This window comes from Sinorhizobium sp. BG8 (assembly GCF_016864555.1).
Lineage (GTDB): Bacteria > Pseudomonadota > Alphaproteobacteria > Rhizobiales > Rhizobiaceae > BG8.
This window is the reverse complement of sequence record NZ_CP044011.1, coordinates 1,124,025-1,145,155: the sequence shown is the minus strand read 5'-3', so window position 1 is coordinate 1,145,155 and position 21,131 is coordinate 1,124,025. Positions and strand designations below refer to the sequence as shown.

Below are 21,131 nucleotides of genomic sequence, written 5' to 3'. Positions count from 1 at the left end.
AGCCCTTTCAGCGTCCGCGAAGGCGGCTCGAAAGCATCCGGCGGATCGCGGCCTCCACCTCCCGGCTGATTGCCTTGCGATTGCTGTCGCGTCGATAGTCGATCCTCTCGCCGAAATCGACGTCCACCTCGATCGCGCCCTCCTTGAGAATCGCCAGCAGATGACTTCCGAGAGGAATGTCACCGGGCCAGCCTGCAAGGGGCCGGTGATAGCGTCCCATGGCCATGCCGTGAATGCCGGTATAGGAGATCGCCACGGGCTGGATGTGAACGATACCATCCGCCGTCATCGCGGCCGCGGAAGCGGCCGCGCCGAAGAGCGAGGTTTTCACTTCGAGCAGGCGATTGCCGTCGGAAGTGGTCCCTTCCGGAAACAGCACGACAATCTCGCCGTCGCTCAGGCGGCGGCCGATTTCATCCACCTTTTCGCCGGTCTTCCGCTTCTGTTCGCGTTCCACGAAAATGGTGGCCTGAAGCCGCGCAAGAATCCCGAAGACGGGCCATCCCCTCACTTCCGCCTTGGCAATGTAGACGACGTCGGCAACAGCACCGAGGACGAGGATGTCCTTCCAAGACACGTGGTTGGAGGCGAGCAGGAGCGGTCTTCGCGTCTCCGGTCGTCCATGCGCCCTTACCCGTATGCCGACGAGCCGGCAGGCGGCGCGATGCCAGAGGCGTGGAATGTAGCGCCGCAGACGCCAGTCGAACGCCAGGGCGGCGATCTGCACGGGAAGCAGCACGAATGTCACGAGCGCCAGGGAGGCAAGCACGAGGAAGATGCGAATCCACGCGATCAAGCGTCACCCTCGCGCGAACGGAGGAGGCTGGAACCTGTGCCTCACTCCTCGTCCTTTTTGAGGGGAACGCCGTAGAGTTCGAGGCGATGGTCCACCAGCTTGAAACCATGTTCCCTGGCGATCTTTTCCTGAAGCGCCTCGATCTCCGGGGAGTGGAATTCGATCACCGTACCATGCTTGAGATCGATCAGATGATCGTGGTGTTCTTCCGGGACCGTTTCATACCGCGAGCGTCCATCGCGGAAGTCGTGACGCTCGATGATGCCGGCATCCTCGAAGAGCTTCACCGTCCGGTAGACCGTGGAAATGGAGATCCGCGCGTCCACTGCGGAAGAGCGACGGTAGAGTTCCTCCACATCAGGGTGGTCGGCAGACTCTTCCAGAACGCGCGCGATCACGCGGCGTTGCTCCGTCATGCGCATACCGCGCTCGACGCAAAGCTCTTCCAACGTTTTTTCGAGATCGGCCATCAGCCCCGGTCCCCGTCGCAATCGATATTCTCGACCGGAACTAGCGAAGATCAAGCTTCATGACAAGCGCCGCAGAGCGACCACTCGCCGCATCCCCATAATAGGCCTTGCGTTCACCCACTTTCGCGAAGCCAAGCTTCTCGTAAAGGCGGCGTGCCGGCGCATTGCCCTCGTCGACTTCCAGGAAGATCGCTTCGGCCCCACGCATGCGTGCTTCCCGAAGAGCAGCCTGCATCAGCCGCCAGCCAAGACCGGCACGCTCGAAGCGCGGATCGACGGCGATCGTCAGGATTTCGGCCTCGCCGGCTGCTGCCCTTGCAAGCACGAAGCCGCCGCCGGACCTGGAGGCCGCGTTCACCTTGAGGGCAACGAAGCCGAAGACCGGCTCCTGCGACAACAGTGAATGAAATTCGCCGTCACTCCAGGCGCGAACGAAGCGGGTCCGGTGGATGGCAGCCGCAAGCCCGAGATCCTCCATTTCGAGAGGAAAGACATCAAAGGTCGGTTTACGGATGAAGTAATCGGTCAGAGCCACCGCAATCAGACCCTCGACACAGCGAAACCGGCCTGAGGCTTGGCATCCGGACCGCGCAGGTACAGCGGCTTCGCGGGTGCGGAAGCCGGATCTGCTGTCGCACCAAGACGCGCAACGGTTCCAATCGAAAAACTGTCAGTCGCCATTTCGGTTCTCCCCAGATGAACCGTACCTGATCCTGTCACCCGTCCCCCGAGCTCACCGGCAAGGCGGCACGCTTCCTCCACGGAGCGAATGTGCGGTTCGCTGCCTACCAAACCATCCCCCGAGAAGGTCTGGCAATAGATCTCATCACGCTTGGCATCGATCGCCACGAGAAAGGCCTCGCCGCCATGCTGCGGAGCGTATTCGTGGGCGAGAGCCGCAAGCGTCGTGATGCCTACGGTGGGCACACCGAGCGAAAGGGCCAGTCCCCTTGCCACGGCGACACCCACGCGTATCCCGGTGAAGGAGCCGGGGCCAACAGTCACGGCGACGCGCTCGATATCAGACAGGGACTTGCCGCACGCATGGAGCGCCTCGTCGATGAAATCCATCAGCCTTTCGGCATGGCCGCGGCCGATATCCGCCCCGGCCTCACCCATCATGCTGTCGGAGAGGCTGTCATAGACACAGGCGAAACATCCCGTCCCGGAAGTGTCGATGCCGAGTATGATCATGAATATTCCCGCCGGGACATCGAGCCGCCCGGACTATGCTCGCTATACGACGGCTTCGACTTCCTGCACTTCCGGAACGAAATGACGCAGAAGATTCTGGACGCCATGCTTCAGGGTTGCCGTCGAGGACGGGCATCCGCTGCAGGCACCCTTCATGTTCAGGTACACGGTACCGTCGCGGTAACCCTTGAAGGTGATGTCGCCACCATCCTGCGCAACGGCCGGACGGACGCGCGTATCCAGGAGTTCCTTGATCGTTGCGACGATCGTCTCGTCACCCTCGTCGAAGAACTCGCCTTCCGGGGTTTCGTCGCCGAAGCTGCTGTTGGCAAGCACCGGCTGTCCGGACATGAAATGCTCCATGATCGTGCCGAGGATCGCAGGCTTCAGGTGCTGCCAGTCGGCGCCTTCCTTGGTGACCGTGATGAAGTCGTAGCCGAAGAATACACCTGTCACACCGGGTACGGAAAAGAGCCTCGCGGCAAGCGGCGAACCGGCTGCCGCCTCCGTCTCGTCACGGAACTCCGCCGTGCCCTGGTCAAGAACGACCTTGCCGGGCAGGAATTTCAGCGTCGCCGGGTTCGGCGTGGCTTCGGTCTGGATAAACATTTCTTTCTCCGTGCAGCCGACAAATAGTCTCCGGCGCCATTTTAGAACAGTTCAAAAGAAAATAGGCCTTTCCGGTTGCCCGTTCAAGACCAAAGCTGCAAGTCTTCCAGCGCCCCCGCCGTGGTGCAACCTCATCAGCTCAGCGCGTCGATTTCCTCGTCCGTCAGCGCTTCCGGGATCACCGTCACCGGGATTGGAAAGGCCGAGCCGCGCACGGCAAGCGACGAAACTAGGGGGCCGGGTCCTTCCTTTGCAGACCCCGCCGCGAGGACAAGGATCGCGATGTCCCGGTCCTCCTCGATCAGACCATTGATCTGTTCCGTCGCAATGCCTTCACGGATAACCGTCTCGGGCTCGATCCCAATCGTCTCGCGCAACGTCTGCGCGGCCTTGGCGAGTACCGCCTCGGCCTCTTCGCGCGCTTCCGCCCGCATGATCTCCTCGACACCGAGCCATTGCTGGAAGTCGCCGTTGTCAATCACGAAAAGGAGCACGACGCTGCCGTTGGAGTTCTTGGCGCGACTTCCCGCATAGCGCACGGCACGCTGGCACTCGGGCGTATCGTCGATGACCGCAAGAAACTTGCGGCGGTGCCCCTCTAGGCGCGAAAGTCGTCGAGAAACCATGAAATGCCTTTTCGCTTTGCTTACCGGGCACGGAGCGTCAAGAACGGGCCGCCTGCCACGTCGAGCATGCTTTGCATCCCGGGCGTTCGGGACTTGCAACAAGGCTCACCCGGAACTTCCGGGTGAGATTATACCAATTCTCGACGTTTGGAATTAGCCCTATCGGAGAAAACCAACGATGTCGCGGACTTGGTCCATCGTTTTTTCCGCACGTGCGCGCGCCCTCTCTCCGCCGTCGCGCAGGATGGCGTCCAGGTGGGTCGTATCGTCGAGAAGACGGCGCATTTCCTCGCTGATCGGGCTGAGAACATGGACCGCAAGTTCGACGAGCGCCGGCTTGAAGACGGAGAACTGCTGGCCGCCGAATTCGCGGAGCACATCTTCCTTCGTCTTGTCGGAAAGGGCGGCGTAGATGCCGACGAGGTTTTCGGCTTCGGGGCGGCCCTTCAGCCCATCGGTCTCGCTCGGCAACGCATCCGGATCGGTCTTGGCCTTGCGGACCTTCTTGGAGACGGTGTCGGCATCGTCGAGAAGGTTGATCCGGGACAGGTCGGAAGCATCTGACTTCGACATCTTCTTCGTGCCGTCCCTCAGCGACATCACGCGCGGTGCCGGACCGCCGATCAGCGGTTCCACCATCGGGAAATAGGCATGCACCGGCTCATCTCCGACCATGATGTCGACACCACTGCCCTCGCGGCGGATATGCTCCATGAAGTCGATGTTGAACTTCTGGGCAATGTCGCGCGCGAGCTCCAGATGCTGCTTCTGGTCGTCACCGACGGGTACGTGCGTGGCACGGTAGACGAGGATGTCGGCGGCCATCAGGCTCGGATAGGCGAGCAGCCCGAGCGATACCTGTTCGGCGTTCTTGCCGCCGGCCTTGTCCTTGAACTGCGTCATCCGCTCCATCCAGCCGATGCGCGCGACGCAATTGAAGATCCAGGCGAGTTCCGCATGCTGGGGAACAGCCGACTGGTTGAAGACGATGTGCTCTTTCGGGTCGATGCCCGAGGCGATAAACGCGGCTGCAATCGAGCGCGTCTGGCTGCGCATGTCATCGTGCACCAGCTGAGCGGTGATCGCATGCAGGTCAACGACGCAGTAAATGCAGTCGTGCTCGGCCTGCAGCGCCACAAACTTGCGGATCGCGCCGAGATAGTTTCCGAGGTGAAGATTTCCCGTCGGCTGTACGCCGGAAAAGACGAGCGGCTGGAATTCGGCCATGATGTTCCCATTCAGGCTGGTGGAGGGCCTGGCCCCGATTGATATCGGCGCGCTTATGCACGCCAGCGGGGTCTCGATCAAGGGGGATGCCGGGTGTTGCCGGCTGTCCGTCAGGGCCGAGGCTCCAGAAGATCCCAGGTGTTGCCGAAGGGATCCTCCAGGACGGCTACCTTGCCGTAGCGCTCGACGCGGGGCGTCTCGCGGAAGTGGACGCCGGCTGCGGTGAAGGCTGCATGGTCGCGATCGAAGTCGTCGGTATGCAGGAAGAAGCCGACGCGGCCGCCCGTCTGATTGCCGATCGCGGACCGCTGCCGCTCGTCACTGGCTTGAGCGAGGAGCAGCCCCGTGCCGCCGGCGCCCGCCGGCCGCACCACGACCCATCTCTTGCCTTCAGGCATCTTGCTGTCCTCGACGAGATCGAAGCCGAGAGCCTCGCAATAGAACTTGATGGCGGCGTCATAGTCCGGGACGACAAGCGTCACCAAGGCGATCATCTGCTGCACGGTGCTTCTCCCCAAGGTGGAGGGTGCTCAACTCAAAGAGGGCTGGGACCGGGTGGCGGCTTGCGGTTCATGTTCCGCCTTATCATGCCGAGGTCCGCACCGCCGATGAGGAAGGCAACGCCGAAATAGATAACCATGGAGAGCGCGATCAGCCCAAAGAGCGCGACCAGCTGATTGAAAAGCGGCGAGGTCGACGCCAGCCAGGGCGCCATCTCGTCCGAAGCATAGTTCAATGCGATTCCCATGATGACCGAAGCGATGACGAGGCGAGCGATCCTGGACGCGAGTGTCTTTTCGAATTGCCAGTGTCCCCGACGCACGAGAAGCACGAAGAGACATATCGCCGTCAGCCAGCCTGAAACGGCTTCCGCCGTCGCAATGCCGCGCTCGAAGAAGAACGGAAAGAGCGAGACCGCAAGCGCGCAGTTGACGACGACCGACAGCATCGTGATGCGCATCGGCGTCTTGGTGTCCTCCCGCGCAAAGAAGCCTGGGGTCAGCGCCTTGATCATCACGAAGCCGGGAAGGCCAAGGCCATAGATCGCAAGAGTTCCGGCGACGACGGCCGTGGTCTCGACAGAGAAGGCACCGCGCTCGTAGAGGACCCGAACGATCTCGTCCGAAATCACCCAGAGCGCAGCCGCGGCCGGCAGGGTGAGGAAGAGTACGAACTCCATCGAGCGGTTCTGCAGGTTGGCGGCCTCGGTGGCGTGCCCTCCCTTGAGCGCGCGCGCGAGTTCCGGCAGCAGAACCACGCCGACCGCAATGCCGACGACGCCGAGCGGCAACTGATAGACCCGGTCGGCATATTGCAGCGCCGAGATCGCACCATCCTTCGTGGATGCGATCATCTGGCCGATCAGCTGGTTGATCTGCGTAATCCCGCCGGTGACGGCTGCGGGAAGCGCGAGCCAGAGAAGCCGCTTGACGTTCGGGGTGAAGCGGGGGCGCCGGAAACCGATCCGCATACCGGCATGGCGGACACCGATATAGAGAACCGCCATCTGCAGGAGACCCGCCCAGAAAACGCCCCAGGAGAGCAGCCACGCCGTTTCGAGCGGCGATGCGCCGGTGAGCAGAGCAAGGCCCAACGCACCGATCAGCAGCAGATTGAGGAAGACCGGCGCGATCGCAGCGGCGAAATAGTGATGGAGCGAGTTCAGCATGCCTGACAGCATCGCGGTCAGCGACATGCACATCAGGTACGGGAACATCACGATTGCGAGTTCGACGGTGACGTTGAACTTCTCCGCGTCGCCGACGAAGCCCGGCGCGATGATCCAGGAGACGATCCACGGCATCGCCAGTTCCATCACGATCGTGATGACCAGGAGCACGGTGAAGAGAACGCCGAAGACCTCTTCCGAGAACCGCTTTGCCCCGGCGACACCGTGTTCCTCGATCTCCTTGGCAAAGAGCGGCACGAAGGCAGCGTTGAAGGCGCCCTCTGCAAACAGGCGGCGAAAGAGGTTGGGAAAGCGGAAGGCGGCGTAGAAAGCGTCTGCCATCGGCCCCGTGCCGAGGGCTGCAGCCATCAGTGTCTCGCGGGCAAAGCCGAGCACGCGGCTGCCGAGCGTCGCTCCGCCGACGGTAGCGAATTTCCTGACAAGGCTCATTGTTCGACTTTCGGCTTTCTCTGCGCGGGCTGGACGACCGGCGCGATCATGCCGGACGGCATGCGGTCACGCACTTCGTCCGCTTCATTCGCCATGACGGCTTTCAGCCGCGCGGCAATGTTGCCCTGGCGGTTCTCGTTGGTGACCTTGTGGCCGAGGAGATCGGTCACGTAGAAGGTGTCGATCACCTTCTCACCGAAGGTGGTGATGTGCGCCGAGGTGATATCGAGCGAGAGATCAGAGAGGACCGCTGTTACTTCGGAGAGCAGGCCCGGACGGTCGAGGCACTCGATCTCGATGACCGTGAACTTGTTGGACAGCGTATTGCTGATGATCACAGCGGGCGGTACGTTGAACGCCTTGGGGCGCTTGCGCCCCTTGGCACGGGTGGCGATCACTTCCGGCAGCCGCTTGCGGCCCGAAAGCACGTCCTCGATCATCTTGCCGATCGTTCCGGCCCGACGGGTCTCATCGGCATCATCCTGGAACTCGCGCGTGACCAGGATCGTATCCAGCGCCCTTCCATCTGACGTCGTGAAGATCTGCGCGTCGACGATGTTTGCGCCGGCAGCGGCGCAGGCGCCGGCGATGACAGCGAGCAGCCGGGGATGGTCCGGCGACAGGACCGTGATTTCGGTGATCGCGTGGAAGGAATCCGTGCGCACCATGGTTGCCAGCGTCTGGCCCGCCTTGTCCGTCGCCCGGATGAAATTCTGGTGCCTGACCTGGTCTTCCAGCGAGACGGTCAGCAGATAGGGCTCGTAGTGCAGGCGTGAATAGGTCTTGCGGTCCTTCTGGCTCCAGTCGCCGAGTGCGTTGTAGAGCGTTTCGCGCGCGAAGGCTGCCCGCTCCTTGCGCGAGACTTCGGAGAAGCCGCCGGAAATTACCAGCTCGGTTTCGTAGTAGAGGGTGCGCAACAACTGGCCCTTCCAGCCGTTCCACACGCCGGGTCCCACGGCACGGATATCGCAGACGGTGAGGATCAGCAGCATCTTCAGTCGCTCAAGCGACTGCACCTTGTCGGCGAAATCCAGGATCGTCTTTCGATCGTTGAGGTCGCGCGTCTGGGCGACCAGAGACATGGTGAGGTGCTGCTCGATGAGCCACACGACCAGTTCGGTCTGCTTGGGGGTGAGGCCGAAGCGCGGGCACAGCTTGCGCGCCACCCGCGCGCCGGCCGTGGAGTGATCCTCCGGACGGCCCTTGGCAATGTCGTGCAGCAAAACGGCCACGTAGAGGGATACGCGGTCCTCGATATGCGGCATCAGCTGGTAGGCGAGCGGGTGGGCCGTCTTCTCGCGGCCCTGATCGATATCGGACAGCACGCCCACGGTGCGGATCAGATGCTCGTCGACAGTGTAGTGATGATACATGTTGAACTGCATCATCGCGACGATCTTGCCAAATTCGGGAATGAAGCGTCCGAGCACGCCGGATTCGTTCATCCTGCGCAGAATGAGCGCCGGATCGCGCGGAGAGGTCAAGATCGAAAGGAACAGGCGGTTGGCCTCGGCATCTTCCCGCACTGCGGGCTTGATCAGCTTGAGGGACCGGGTGACCTGCTTCAGTGCATCGGGGTGAAACTCGAGCCCGTAGAGATCGGCGATATGGAACAGGCGGATCAGGTTCACCGGATCGCGACGGAAGACGTCCGGATCGGTGATCGTTATGCGGCCGCGGTCCTCGACGAAATCGAGCGTGCCGGCAATCTTGCGGTTGCGCTTCCTGAAGCGGCTGATGACGCCGACGATCCCGGGCGCCTCCTTGGCCTGCTGGTCTTCCAGCGTGGCGCAGAAGATACGGGTGAGGTCACCCACATCCTTCGCAACGAGGAAGTAGTGCTTCATGAAACGTTCGACGGCGGAAAGGCCGGGGTGCGCATGATAGCCCAGGCACTCCGCGATCTCCCGCTGGATGTCGAAGGAGAGCCGCTCTTCGGGCTTGCCCGTCAGGAAATGCATGTGGCAACGCACCGCCCAGAGGAAGTCTTCCGACTTCATGAACAGCTTGTATTCCTGCTTGGACAGCACGCCGAGCCTGACGAGATCGGCGGGATCCTTGATGTGATAGTAGTACTTGGCGATCCAGAAGAGCGTGTGAAGGTCGCGCAAGCCGCCCTTGCCTTCCTTCACGTTGGGCTCCACCAGATAGCGGGTGTCTCCGGACTTGCGGTGCCGCTCGTCGCGTTCGGCGAGCTTGGCCGCAATGAACTCCGGGCCGGTGTTCTTCACGATTTCACGGTCGAAGCGGACGCCCAGCTCGTCGAACAGCGGCTGCGAGCCGCAGAGATAGCGCGCCTCCAGGATCGCGGTGCGGATCGTCATGTCGCTCTTCGACAGCCGGATGCACTCGTCGATATCCCGGGTGGCATGGCCGACCTTAAAGCCGAGGTCCCACAGGATGTAGAGGATGAATTCGATCGCAGGCTCGCTCCAGGGAGCGGGTTTCGCGGGCAGCAGGAAAAGCAGGTCGATATCGGAACCGGGTGCCAGGGTTCCGCGCCCGTAGCCACCCACGGCCGTTACCGTTATGCGGCTTTCCGCAGGAGCCATCGCCGCGCTGAAGACATGGTTGAGCGCAAAATCGTGCAGCACGCTGATCAGCTGATCCTGCAGCCAGGAAATGCGTGCCGCGCAGGCAAGCCCGCTTCCGTCCTGGAAAAGCAGTTCCTTGGCGCGCTCGCGTCCCTCCTGGTTCGCCTTCTTGAAGGCAGCGAGAAGCGCCTGGCGCATCTGGTCGCGATGATCGGCGTGAGCGCTCGCGATGAACTCGCATTGCGCACGCAAAGCGGCGACTTGCAGCAGGCCCGATTGGTCCGGTGCCGGTAAGGTATGCTCCATAGAATTCCGGCCCGTGTCCTGCCTGTAGTCGTCGATCGCGCGCTCAGTCCGCATGCGCTATAATCCTTTCGCGCAAAGAATGACACATCCTATGCGCTATGACTTGCCAACTTCTTTCTTCAGCGCATAGAGCGCTTCCAGCGCTTCGCGCGGGGTCATGTCATCCGGGCTCAGCGCCTTCAATGCTTCTTCCACCTTCGAGGGGCCGGCGCTTCGCATTGCTTCCTCACGCCGCACCGCCACCTGGAAAAGCGGCAGATCATCGATCAGCTGGCTGGCAGGGTTCTTGCGATCCGCGTCCTCGAGCTTTGCCAGCACGTCTCTCGCCCGTGCGACGACCGACGACGGCAGGCCCGCGAGACGCGCCACCTGGATGCCGTAGGAGCGATCGGCAGCCCCCGGCCCGACCTCGTGGAGGAAGATGACTTCCCCGTCCCACTCCTTGACGCGCATTGTGGCGTTGGAAAGGCGTTGAAGCTTTTCGGAAAGAACGGTGAGCTCGTGGAAATGCGTCGCGAAGAGGCCCCGGCACCGGTTGGCCTCGTGCAGATGCTCGACAGCCGCCCAGGCTATCGACAAACCGTCGAAGGTCGCCGTCCCGCGACCGATCTCATCGAGGATCACCAGCGAACGGTCGGTCGCCTGGTTGAGGATCGCCGCCGTTTCCACCATCTCGACCATGAAGGTCGAGCGGCCGCGCGCCAGATCGTCTGAAGCGCCGACCCGCGAGAAGAGGCGATCGACGATACCGATGTGGGCGCTCTCGGCGGGAACATAGGATCCCATCTGCGCCAGGATCGCAATCAGCGCATTCTGGCGCAGGAAGGTCGACTTACCGCCCATGTTCGGGCCGGTCAGAAGCCAGATCGCACCGTCGGCGGCCCCGTCGACCGGCGAGAGATCACAGGAATTGGCGACGAAGGCATTGGCCGACTGGCGGCGCAGCGCCTGCTCCACCACCGGGTGGCGGCCGCCGACGATCGCAAACATCTTCGATTGGTCGATGACCGGGCGGCAATACGCCTGCTCCTCGGCAAGCACGGCAAGTCCCGATATCACGTCTGCGACGGCAAGGGCCCGTGCCGCCCGCTTGATCGCCTCCGCTTCGGCGACAACGGCCGCCGTGAGCTCGTCAAATGCAGCAAGCTCGATCGCAAGCGCGCGATCCGCGGCATTGGCGATCTTGGTCTCGAGTTCGGAGAGCGGCGTGGTGGTGAACCGCATCGCACCGGCCATGGTCTGGCGATGAATGAAACGGGATTTCGCCTCGTCGCCCTCAGTCAGGGCAGCCGCATTCCCGGCGGTGACCTCGATGAAGTAACCGAGCACGTTGTTGTGCTTGATCTTCAGAGACTTTACGCCGGTTTCCTCGGCATACTGGAGCTGGAGACCGGCAATCACCTTGCGAGACTGGTCGCGGAGTGCCCGCATTTCGTCGAGCTCGCCGTTGGCTCCTTCCCGGATGAAGCCACCATCGCGTTTCAGGAGCGGCAGTTCCTCGTCCAGCTTCGCCGCGAGCTCCGCCGAAAGCGTGGTCGGAAGCGCATCGATGTCCGCCCGTGCTTTGGCAAGTTCGCCATCCAGATCTTCGGCAGCCATGAGACGGGCGACGGCGCTCGCGGACCGCAGTCCCTGAAGGATCGCCCCAAGGTCCCGGGGACCACCCCGGCCGAGGGCCAACCGCGAAAGCGCCCGCGGCATGTCCGGCAGCATCTTCAGCGCATCGCGAAGATCGGAGCCGAAGGATGGCCTTTCCACCAGAGCAGAGATCGCATCGAGCCTCGTGTTGATTTCGTCGCTGCCCGTCAGCGGCGACATGAGCCGCTCAGCCAGCAGGCGTCCGCCGCCGCTCGTCACGGTGCGATCGATGGCCCTCAGCAGCGTTCCGCCGCGCTCGCCGGAGAGGGTGCGCACCAGTTCGAGATTCGCCCGCGTCGCCGGATCGATGAAGAGGGTGGAGGCGGAGCTTTCGCGCTCGGGCAGGCCGAGTGCCGGCCGTTCGGCGATCTGCGTCTTCTCGACATAGGCGATCGCCGCTGAGGCGGCCGCGAGTTCGGCGCGCGAGAAGGCGCCGAAGCCGTCGAGCGTACCGACACCGAAATAGCGGGAAATGCGCCCCTCCGCCGTCGCACTGTCGAAAAGCACGGCCGGCTGCGGGACGGCTGCCCGGCCCAGCACGTCGAGGACAGGGCGGAATTCCGGATCATGAAACAGCGTGTCCGGAACGATCACCTCACGCGGCTCGACGCGCAGGATATCCGCCAGCAGCTTCGACTGAGCCGTCTCGGAGAGACGAAAGACGCCGGTTGAAATGTCGATCCAGGCGAGCGCCATGGCCGGTTCGCTACCACCGCGAATCCGTGAAACCGCCATCAGATAGTTGGAATCGGACGGCGAAAGAAGCTTCTCCTCCGTCAGCGTGCCGGGGGTCACGAGCCGCACGACGTCGCGTTTCACCACCGACTTCGAGCCACGTTTCTTGGCCTCGGCGGGATCTTCAACCTGTTCGCAGACCGCGACGCGGAACCCGACGGCAATCAGCTTCTGCAGATAGTCGTCCGCTGCGTGGACCGGCACCCCGCACATCGGGATATCCTGGCCAAGGTGCTGGCCCCGCTTGGTGAGCGTGATGCCAAGCGCCCGGGAAGCGTCGAGCGCGTCCTGGAAAAACAGCTCGTAGAAGTCTCCCATCCGGTAGAAAAGCATGCTTTCCGGATTGTTGGCCTTGATCTCGATGTACTGTTCCATCATCGGCGTCGCCGATGCGCGGCTCGCCTCGGAGGCGAGTTCAGCTGTCGTCAGTATGTCGTTCGGTCGCACGATCTGGTCGTTCACGGAAAGGCATTTCTTCCAAAAAAAGAGGTGTCACCCTAGCCATGCGCCGCTATAGAAGACAACAGCAAACGGGCGCGACGGCGGAGCCGCCCACAGAAGCTTGGGGAGGATCCATGTCGGTCAAAAAGAAATCCGATCGCACCATGAAGGGCGTCACGGAACAGGAAGCGCTCGACTTCCACTCACGCGGGCGTCCGGGCAAGCTCGAGATCTCGCCGACCAAACCGATGGCGACGCAGCGCGACCTCTCGCTGGCGTACTCGCCGGGCGTGGCCGTGCCGGTCAAGGCGATCGCGGAAGATCCGTCGACGGCCTACGACTACACGACGCGCGGCAACATGGTGGCCGTCATTTCCAACGGCACGGCGATCCTGGGCCTCGGCAACCTTGGCGCACTTGCCTCGAAGCCGGTCATGGAGGGCAAATCGGTGCTCTTCAAACGCTTCGCCGACGTCGATTCCATCGACCTCGAGGTCGACACCGAAAATGTCGACGAGTTCATCAACTGCGTACGCTACCTCGGCCCGTCGTTCGGCGGGATCAACCTTGAGGATATCAAGGCCCCGGACTGTTTCATCATCGAGCAGCGCCTTCGCGAGCTCATGGACATCCCGGTCTTTCACGACGACCAGCACGGAACCGCGATCATCGCCGCCGCCGGGCTTATCAATGCGCTTGCCTTGACCGGCCGCGACTTCAAGACTACCCGGCTTGTCTGCAACGGCGCGGGTGCTGCGGCAATCGCGTGCATCGAGCTCATCAAGTCCATGGGCTTCAACCCCGAAAACATCATCCTGTGCGACACCAAGGGCGTGATCTTCCAGGGCCGCACCGACGGCATGAACCAATGGAAGTCGGCCCATGCCGTCAAGACCGACCTGCGCGACCTGAAGGAGGCGATGGCTGGCGCGGATGTCTTCTTCGGGCTTTCGGCCAAGGGCGCGCTTACAAGCGAAATGGTGCAGTCCATGGCTCCGCGTCCGATCATCTTCGCCATGGCCAATCCCGATCCGGAGATCACCCCCGAAGAGGTCGCACAGATTCGCGAGGATGCAATCGTTGCGACCGGCCGTTCCGACTATCCGAACCAGGTGAACAACGTCCTCGGATTCCCCTATATCTTCCGCGGCGCCCTCGACGTGCGCGCCTCCACGATCAATGACGCGATGAAGATCGCCGCCGCGGAGGCTCTCGCCGGTCTTGCCAAGGAAGATGTTCCGGACGACGTCGCCGCCGCCTATCAGGGCAACCGTCCGCGTTTCGGACCACAGTACATCATTCCCGTGCCATTCGACCCGCGGCTGATCTCGGCTATCCCCGTGGCCGTCGCCAAGGCGGCGATGGAATCGGGTGTTGCCAGGATGCCGATCGAGAACCTCGACGCCTATGCCCGCGAACTGAGGGCGCGGCGTGATCCGATCGCCTCCACACTCCAGCGGATCTATGCGCGCGTCCAGCGCCAGCCTAAGCGCGTGGTCTTTGCGGAGGGCGAGGAAGAGCAGATGATGCGCGCCGCCCTCTCCTATGCAAACCAGCAGCTCGGGACGGCAATTCTTGTCGGGCGCGAAGAGCGCATGCGCGAGACCGCCGAAAAGGCCGGCATCGATCTCAACAGGCCCGGCATCGAGCTCCTGAACGCCCGCATCTCCACACGCAACGACGCCTACACCGACTACCTCTACGCACGCATCCAGCGGAAGGGATACCTGTTCCGCGACGCCCAGCGGTTGATCAACAACGACCGCAATCACTTCGCCGCCTGCATGGTGGCGCTTGGCGATGCGGATGCGATGGTCACGGGCCTCACGCGCAACTATTCGACCGTGCTGGAGGACGTGCGGCGCTGCATCGATGCAAAGCCCGGACACCGGGTGATCGGCGCCTCGCTGGCGCTCTGCCGCGGACGCACGGTGCTGGTGGCCGACACGGCAGTCCACGACATGCCGTCTGCGGAGGAACTGGCCGATATCGCCGAGGAGGCCGCCGGCCTTGCACGTCGCCTCGGCTATCATCCGCGCGTCGCCATGCTTGCCTACTCCACCTTCGGTCACCCTTCCGGTGAACGGTCGGAGCGGGTGCGCGAGGCGGTCAAGATCCTCGACAAGCGCCGTGCGGATTTCGAGTATGACGGCGAGATGGCGGCGGATGTCGCACTCAACCCTGAGATCATGGAACAGTATCCGTTCTGCCGGCTCTCGGGGCCGGGCAACGTGCTCGTCATGCCGGCATTCCACTCCGCCTCGATCTCGACGAAGATGCTGCAGGAACTGGGCGGTTCGACCGTCATCGGCCCGCTGCTCGTGGGCCTCGACAAGTCGGTCCAGATCGTCTCGATGGGCGCCAAGGACAGCGACATCGTCAACATGGCAGCGCTCGCCGCATTCAACGCGAGCATCTGATCGCATCGCCAAATCAATGGGCCCTGAAACCGGGTGACCGGTTTCAGGGCCTATCTATTTAAGGCCTCGTTGCTTCCCGCCGAAGTACAGCCGTCAGCTTGCGAAACGACCGGCGTCGGCGCCGTAGTAGTTCAGGTAGCGGCCGGATATGTTGCTGATCGGCAGGACGATGAGAACGTCCGTCGTGCGGAAGGCGTGGTCGACAACCGCACCTTCGCCGACCATGGCGCCAAGGCGCAGGTAACCCTTGATCAGCGGTGGCATGGCCGAGAGCGCCTTGCGCGGGTTGACCGCCTCGTTCGGCATCAGGTCCATGGTCCGCATCAGCTCCGGCCGGGCACTCACCGCCCATTCATCGCGCGCAAGGGCATTATGGTGAAGGAATGAAAGCGCAAGCGCATGCTCCTCGGGTACAGTGCCGCCGAAGGAGCCGCAGCCGAACATCGCATCGACGCCATGCTTGAGGGCGTAGGCCCAATTTCCCTGCCAGAGAAGCTCGACGGTGCGCTTGGTGCGATACTGCGGAAGGACGCAGGACCGTCCGAGCTCCATGAAGCGCTTCGCGGGATGCTGTGCCAGAAGCGCATCCACATCAAACTCCGACTGGGAGTAGAAGCCGCCCGAGGTGCGGGCGACATCCTGGCGAAGCAGGCGATAGGTGCCGACGATCTGCTCCTCGCTGTCACCCTCGATGCTGGTATCGAGGACGAGAAGATGATCGCAGACCATGTCCCAGGCATCGATATCGCGCCTGCGGCGCATCGCGTCCGGCGACAGTTGCGCTTTCATCTCTTCGACGAAGACCCGATAGCGAACCGCCTGTGCCGCGTCGATCTCGGCATTCGAACGGGCAAGCCGCGTTTCAAGCGTTCCAATCCGGCCGAGAATGTCACCGGTGGGTCTTGTCTTCGCTGCGCTGGTAGCGGCGTCCGTCGTCAGGACAGAGTCCATGAGTTCGATGGCCATAGGTGTTTCCCGATTGATGGTGTTGAAAGCGTTAAAGCACAGGTCTACGACAAGATAGTGACATCTGGGAGCCAACACAAATAGGCTCAGAGCGAGTCGCTCAATAAATTCAGAGCGATGGGATAAATGGCACTTGTCAGTGCAGCGTCTTCCCGAGCAGCCGGCCGATTTCCTGAAGCAGTGCCTGCGGTTCCGCGGGTTTTACCAGCACGACATCCGCTCCGGCCTTGACGAGCGTGCGGCGCAGGTCGGAACGCACGTCCGCGGTCAGTACAACGAGCGGGATCCGACGGTGCCCTCCGAGGCTCCCGGCCCTGATCCGCCTGATCACGTCGATCCCCTCTCCACCGGGCATGCCGAGGTCGGTGATCACGAGCGAGGGCGGCGCAGAGGCGTCGGCTATCGGCTGCCCGAGAACGTCCAGCAGTTCGGTAAAGTCGATCACATGGCGAACCTTGAATCCGGCCTTTTCAAGCATCGAACGCACGAGGAGAGCATTGACCGGATCGTCCTCGGCAAACACGATCTCTCCTGCACTCTGCGGCAGGACGAGATTTTCTCCCGCCAGTACGTCGCCGTCGAGGGCGGGCCGGTTGTCGTTGGTCGTATCGCGATACTCGATGCCCTTCATCCGGCCGCGCAAGACCTCGACCAGGGACCGCTCCCTCAGCGGCCGAATCAGCCAGGCGTCATACCCCTCACCTTTGCCGAGAGCCCGGCCGGTGCGCTCTTCCGCGTTGAAGAGATAAGTGCGCCGGATGCGGCTGTCGTTGAACTCAACGAAATCCGCAAGCTCACGGGCGAACAGGCCCGACAGGCGACTGTCGACGATAATGTCGGTGAGCTCTCGCTCGCCGACTGACAGATGCTGTGCAACGTCCATTGCCTCCTCGACCGTCACGGCTAGATGGCATGTGCCTCCGAGTGTCTCGATGGTACGGCAAAGTGCCGAGGACACAGGCCCCGCGGGCGAAAAGAGGAGCACGATGTTGTCGTCGAGCACCCCGTACCCCACCGATGCAGGAGCCGAGTCAACCAGCATCACAGGCATGCTTATGACGAAGGCGCTTCCCTTCCCGACAACGCTCGTCAGCGTCAGCGATCCGCCCGCCTCCCGGAGGATGCGGGCAGAGATCGCCAGACCGAGACCTGTGCCGCCGCTGCGCTGCGAAAGGCCTCCGGCCTGTTCGAACTCCTCGAAGATCCGCGCCTGTTCCTCCTCGGTCATGCCGGGTCCGGTGTCCGAGACACGGATCAGCAGCACCCGGTCCTGGAGCTCCGTTTCGAGCGACACCCCACCTGAATGGGTAAACTTTACGGCGTTGCCGATGACGTTGAAGAGAACCTGGCGAAGACGAGGTGCATCGACCGTGACCACAGCCGGCACGTTCGACGAGACGAAGGAACCAATTTCAATTCCCTTTTCGTGTGCGCGGTGGGACAGCATCTCGACGACACCTTCGAGCAGTGGACGAACCTGCTCCTGCGCGGGCCGGAGCTGAAACCGGCCGACCTCGATGGTCGAGAAGTCGAGCAGATCCTCGACGAGCTGCACGAGCGCATGTCCGGACTGGCGCACACCTGTGAGATAGTTCTTCTGTTCTGCGGTCAGCCGGGTCTGGCCTATCAGATGCGACATGCCGAGAATGCCGGAAAGGGGAGTGCGAATCTCGTGGCTCACCGTCGCGAGCAATCGGGACTTCGCCGCGCTTGCCTGTTCCGCCCTTTGGCGGGCCCGCAACTGCTCCCGTTCGGCACGCCGCTCCTCGGTCACGTCACGCGCAATGCTGTGGACCGCGAGTTCTCCGGTGGCAGGATTGCGAACGGTTACGTCGTGCCAGGCGTAGGTCCTGGGACCGTCATCGGTCGCAATATCCACGTCGTAGCGATGTGGTGCCGACTGGGACCGGAACGACAGGCCGATCTCCTCGCAGGTGCGTCCTTCCAGCCGTGGGTAGCCCGTGAGTTCGCCGAGGACAGCATTGCCATGAAGGATCCGTCCGTCGAGTGCACGCGTGAGAACGATGTCTCCCAGGCTGTCATGTATCGCCATCAGGATCTGCGACGTCTCGTCCCGCTCCCACTCGCGGTCGTGTCGATGCTCCGCCTCCCATACCCGGTGGCGATCGGTCCGGCTGCGCTGCCCGAGCAGGAACACCGCCCCGGCAACCGCACTTAGTCCCAGGCTGAGGAGAGAAAGATAGAAGCCGGCGGCAATCCCCGTCACCAGTACGGCAATGGCCGACAAAATGCCGGCGGCCGCGATCACGATGCGCAGTATAGTTCCGTCGTCGGGCTTGCCGTCTCCAGCGCCGAGGCTGGCTGGCGGAGAGTCTTGCGGTTCCGCCTCGGGCTCCCTGCGCCGCGTACGCCTTTCCTCGCCCCGATCAGCGACCGTGGAGAATTCGGCGTTCAGCCGCTGCTGGAGTTTCGCGGGCTCGCTCATGCGCCCGGCGTAACACGCAGAGCGTTCAAATCCGCTTCAGTAAAACCTTCGAATTTTACCGATCCCGCCGTTTAAGCAGGAGAACCTCGTCCAGGATAACGAAACCGGCGCCGACGCTGATGAAGCTGTCGGCGAGGTTGAACACGGCGAACGACCAGGTCTGCGTGTGGAACAGCACGTAGTCGATGACGAAACCGAACAACAGCCGGTCCACCAGATTGCCGATTGCGCCGGCGATGATCAGCGCATAGCCGAAATGCGCGAAACCATGATGCACCGGCGTGCGCCGCCAGAGCCAGACGACGAAGCCGACGACGACGAGCCTGAGGCCGACGATGAACCAGCCCTCCATGCCGGATAGCATGGAGAAGGCGACCCCGAAGTTGTAGGTCCGGTAGAGCGCCAGCATCGGGATGACGGGCACGACTTCCTGGAAGGGGAGCCAATGCTCTACCGCCATCTTGATTGCCTGGTCGAGCAACACCGCCAGCACAATGAAAATCACGACCGGAAGCGGTCGCGAGAAAAGCGAAGGATGCTGGTTCATGCGCGCTCGTCCAGTGTGAGGAGATGGCGACGGGCCTCGAACAGCATGATGCCGGTAGCGATGGCGAGATTGAGCGAGTCGGCGCGGCCCTCCTGCGGAATCCGTGCGAGCGCATCCGCTTCGCGGGCGAGGTCGTCCGGTATCCCCTGCTGCTCGTTGCCCATCAGGAGCACGATCGGCTTTGCACGATAGTTTATGGTCCGATAGTCCACGGCGCCGGCAAGATGCGTCGCAACGACGCTGACACCGGCATCCTTTTTCCAACGGAGAAAATCGGCGGGCGAAGTCTTGGCAAGCGGCATGGCGAAGACCGATCCCATCGTCGCTCGTACCGTTTCGAGGGAAAAGGGATCCGTTGTCTCGCCGAGCAGGATCACGCCCGATGCTCCGGCTGCATCCGCGGTGCGGATGATGGTGCCAAGATTGCCGGGGTCGCGGACACGGTCGAGTGCAACGTAGGTTTCACCCGGCTTTGGCAGGATCTCCCTCAGAGGCGTGTAACGCTGCTCAAACACGCCGACCACCATCTGGGGATTGTCGCGCCGGGTGATGGCGGACAGGACCTTCTCGCTGACTTCCAGCACGAGCCCGCCCTTGGCGACAGTCTTTGCCGCAACCTGCTCCACCTGCGGCTTGCCCTTTGCCGCCTTGGAATAGACGAGGGTCTTGATGTTCCACCCAAGATCGAGCGCATCGATGACGAGCTTCAGCCCCTCGGCCATGAAGGAGCGCGTCTCGTCACGCGATTTCTTCAGCGAAAGCGCCTTGATGTCCTTGACGATCGGATTGGCAAGGCTCGTGACCTCCTTCACCTGTCCGACACGGTGCGGTCCATGGTCCCGGGAATCATGACTCATTTCGTAACCCAACGGCTGAAGAGGGATGTGGAGAGCGCATGCCCCGGCGTTTTGCCATCCGGCCCGCTCTCACGGATAACAAGTTCGCCCGATTCGACCACGCCACCGCGCCCGCGCATGATATCGCGCATCAGTTCATGGATGGAATAGAAACTTGCCCGTATCGAATAGGCCGTCAGCACCAGCCCGACCGCGTTTGGCGACAGGATCTCCCGGCATATGTCGAGCATGAGCGGCAGATGGTCGAAAAGTTGCCAGACCTCGCCGTTCGGGCCACGTCCGAACTTGGGCGGGTCGGTCAGGATGATGTCGTAGCGGCTGCCGCGCCGTTCCTCGCGCTGGATGAACTTCATGGCGTCTTCGCATATCCAGCGGATCGGCAGGCCTTCGCCGCGGCCGAGCGCCTGGTTTTCACGCGCCCAGCCGATGGCCTTCTTCGAAGCGTCCACGTGGGTCACCTCGGCGCCTGCCCGCGCGGCAACAAGCGAGGCGACGCCGGTGTAGCCGAAGAGATTCAACACCTTGAGGGGCCGGTCTGCCGCCTTGATCTGGTCCTGCACCCATTGCCAGTGGACCAGCTGTTCGGGAAAGACCCCGACATGGCGAAAGGCGGTGAACCGACCGTGGAAATCGGTTCCCAGAAGCTGCATCGGCCAGGTCTCGCCGAGCGCCTGGTGGGGAAATCGCCACCGGCCCATGCCATCCTCGTCCGTGTCTCCGGTGAAGACGGCGTCCGCCTTGTCCCAAATCGACGACGGCAGGCTGCGCGGCCACAGCGCCTGCGCCTCCGGTCTCACGATGCGGTAGGGCCCGTACTGTTCCAGCTTCTCGCCATTGCCCATGTCGACAAGGCGATACGCGTCGGTGCCGATCGTTTCCAGGATGACGGGTACGCGCTCCGCGGGCCTTTCACCCTCGCGCTTCATAAGCGGGCGCGAAACGGCCTCCGTGGGCGCAGCTGACGGGGTTATCTTGCCGCCGGCAGGTCGAGCCCTGGCACCGGCGTCCGGCCGCTCCTGGCGCGACGTTGCCTTGACTGCCGACGCTGTGCGGGGGCATGCCCTCCCGGACGTTTGCCGGCTGGTGCCTCCGGCCTGCTCTTCGGCCGGCGTTGTTTGTCCTTCAAGATCGATATCCGTCTACGGTTGCACGAGGCCCGGGCGGCCGCCGGGGAAGCGAGACCAAATAGCACCCCTGCCC

At 62.7% G+C, this 21,131-nt stretch carries 17 protein-coding genes; 1 reads left to right on the top strand and 16 read right to left on the bottom strand.

Features of this window, described 5'->3' with window-relative positions; genetic code table 11:
* Nucleotides 1-7: 7 nt before the first annotated feature.
* The 11 genes from F3Y30_RS05275 to mutS all read right to left on the bottom strand — a co-directional run bounded on the left by F3Y30_RS05275 (nt 8) and on the right by mutS (nt 12,716).
* The gene (locus tag F3Y30_RS05275) at nt 8-796 is read right to left on the bottom strand and encodes a lysophospholipid acyltransferase family protein (RefSeq protein WP_203425466.1); all 789 of its coding nucleotides are present in this window, start codon (nt 794-796) and stop codon (nt 8-10) included.
* Between the two features lie 41 nt (nt 797-837).
* The gene (locus F3Y30_RS05270; RefSeq protein WP_203425465.1) at nt 838-1,266 is read right to left on the bottom strand and encodes a Fur family transcriptional regulator; all 429 of its coding nucleotides are present in this window, start codon (nt 1,264-1,266) and stop codon (nt 838-840) included.
* A 40-nt stretch (nt 1,267-1,306) separates the two neighbouring features.
* Nucleotides 1,307-1,801 carry an N-acetyltransferase gene (locus tag F3Y30_RS05265; RefSeq protein WP_203425464.1) on the bottom strand — a complete coding sequence of 165 codons (495 nt, stop codon included), beginning with the start codon at nt 1,799-1,801 and terminating at the stop codon, nt 1,307-1,309.
* Between the two features lie 5 nt (nt 1,802-1,806).
* The gene (gene tsaB, locus F3Y30_RS05260) at nt 1,807-2,460 is read right to left on the bottom strand and encodes a tRNA (adenosine(37)-N6)-threonylcarbamoyltransferase complex dimerization subunit type 1 TsaB (protein WP_203425463.1); all 654 of its coding nucleotides are present in this window, start codon (nt 2,458-2,460) and stop codon (nt 1,807-1,809) included.
* A 42-nt stretch (nt 2,461-2,502) separates the two neighbouring features.
* Nucleotides 2,503-3,069: a NifU family protein gene (locus tag F3Y30_RS05255; protein ID WP_203425462.1), complete on the bottom strand. Its 567-nt coding sequence runs from the start codon at nt 3,067-3,069 to the stop codon at nt 2,503-2,505.
* A 134-nt stretch (nt 3,070-3,203) separates the two neighbouring features.
* Nucleotides 3,204-3,695 carry a universal stress protein gene (locus F3Y30_RS05250; RefSeq protein ID WP_203425461.1) on the bottom strand — a complete coding sequence of 164 codons (492 nt, stop codon included), beginning with the start codon at nt 3,693-3,695 and terminating at the stop codon, nt 3,204-3,206.
* A 159-nt stretch (nt 3,696-3,854) separates the two neighbouring features.
* A complete protein-coding gene (gene trpS / locus F3Y30_RS05245) occupies nt 3,855-4,922 on the bottom strand; it encodes a tryptophan--tRNA ligase (protein ID WP_203425460.1) in 1,068 nt (355 codons plus the stop codon).
* Between the two features lie 110 nt (nt 4,923-5,032).
* The gene (locus F3Y30_RS05240; RefSeq protein ID WP_203425459.1) at nt 5,033-5,425 is read right to left on the bottom strand and encodes a VOC family protein; all 393 of its coding nucleotides are present in this window, start codon (nt 5,423-5,425) and stop codon (nt 5,033-5,035) included.
* A 32-nt stretch (nt 5,426-5,457) separates the two neighbouring features.
* Nucleotides 5,458-7,041, bottom strand: coding sequence for a murein biosynthesis integral membrane protein MurJ (gene murJ, locus F3Y30_RS05235; protein WP_203425458.1), 1,584 nt, complete (start codon nt 7,039-7,041; stop codon nt 5,458-5,460).
* Nucleotides 7,038-9,881 (bottom strand): [protein-PII] uridylyltransferase, encoded by a 2,844-nt coding sequence (locus tag F3Y30_RS05230; RefSeq protein WP_246752951.1) that lies wholly within the window; start codon nt 9,879-9,881, stop codon nt 7,038-7,040. The genes murJ and F3Y30_RS05230 overlap by 4 nt, the downstream gene beginning before the upstream one ends.
* Nucleotides 9,882-9,977: 96 nt before the next feature.
* On the bottom strand, nt 9,978-12,716 hold the full coding sequence (gene mutS / locus F3Y30_RS05225; RefSeq protein ID WP_246752876.1) for a DNA mismatch repair protein MutS: 2,739 nt from the start codon (nt 12,714-12,716) through the stop codon (nt 9,978-9,980).
* Between the two features lie 113 nt (nt 12,717-12,829).
* Between mutS and F3Y30_RS05220 the strand changes: the two genes are divergently transcribed.
* On the top strand, nt 12,830-15,115 hold the full coding sequence (locus F3Y30_RS05220; protein ID WP_203425456.1) for an NADP-dependent malic enzyme: 2,286 nt from the start codon (nt 12,830-12,832) through the stop codon (nt 15,113-15,115).
* A 93-nt stretch (nt 15,116-15,208) separates the two neighbouring features.
* Here the strand turns inward: F3Y30_RS05220 and F3Y30_RS05215 are convergent, their stop codons facing one another.
* From F3Y30_RS05215 to F3Y30_RS05195, 5 genes are all read right to left on the bottom strand, one after another.
* Nucleotides 15,209-16,081 carry a GNAT family N-acetyltransferase gene (locus F3Y30_RS05215; RefSeq protein WP_203425455.1) on the bottom strand — a complete coding sequence of 291 codons (873 nt, stop codon included), beginning with the start codon at nt 16,079-16,081 and terminating at the stop codon, nt 15,209-15,211.
* Between the two features lie 136 nt (nt 16,082-16,217).
* On the bottom strand, nt 16,218-18,527 hold the full coding sequence (locus F3Y30_RS05210; protein WP_203425454.1) for an ATP-binding protein: 2,310 nt from the start codon (nt 18,525-18,527) through the stop codon (nt 16,218-16,220).
* A gap of 55 nt (nt 18,528-18,582) precedes the next feature.
* A complete protein-coding gene (lspA, locus tag F3Y30_RS05205) occupies nt 18,583-19,074 on the bottom strand; it encodes a signal peptidase II (protein WP_203425453.1) in 492 nt (163 codons plus the stop codon).
* On the bottom strand, nt 19,071-19,931 hold the full coding sequence (locus F3Y30_RS05200; protein ID WP_203425452.1) for an RNA methyltransferase: 861 nt from the start codon (nt 19,929-19,931) through the stop codon (nt 19,071-19,073). Before F3Y30_RS05200 ends, lspA begins: the two co-directional genes overlap by 4 nt.
* Nucleotides 19,928-21,064 carry a class I SAM-dependent rRNA methyltransferase gene (locus tag F3Y30_RS05195; RefSeq protein ID WP_246752950.1) on the bottom strand — a complete coding sequence of 379 codons (1,137 nt, stop codon included), beginning with the start codon at nt 21,062-21,064 and terminating at the stop codon, nt 19,928-19,930. Before F3Y30_RS05195 ends, F3Y30_RS05200 begins: the two co-directional genes overlap by 4 nt.
* Between the last annotated feature and the right edge of the window lie 67 nt (nt 21,065-21,131).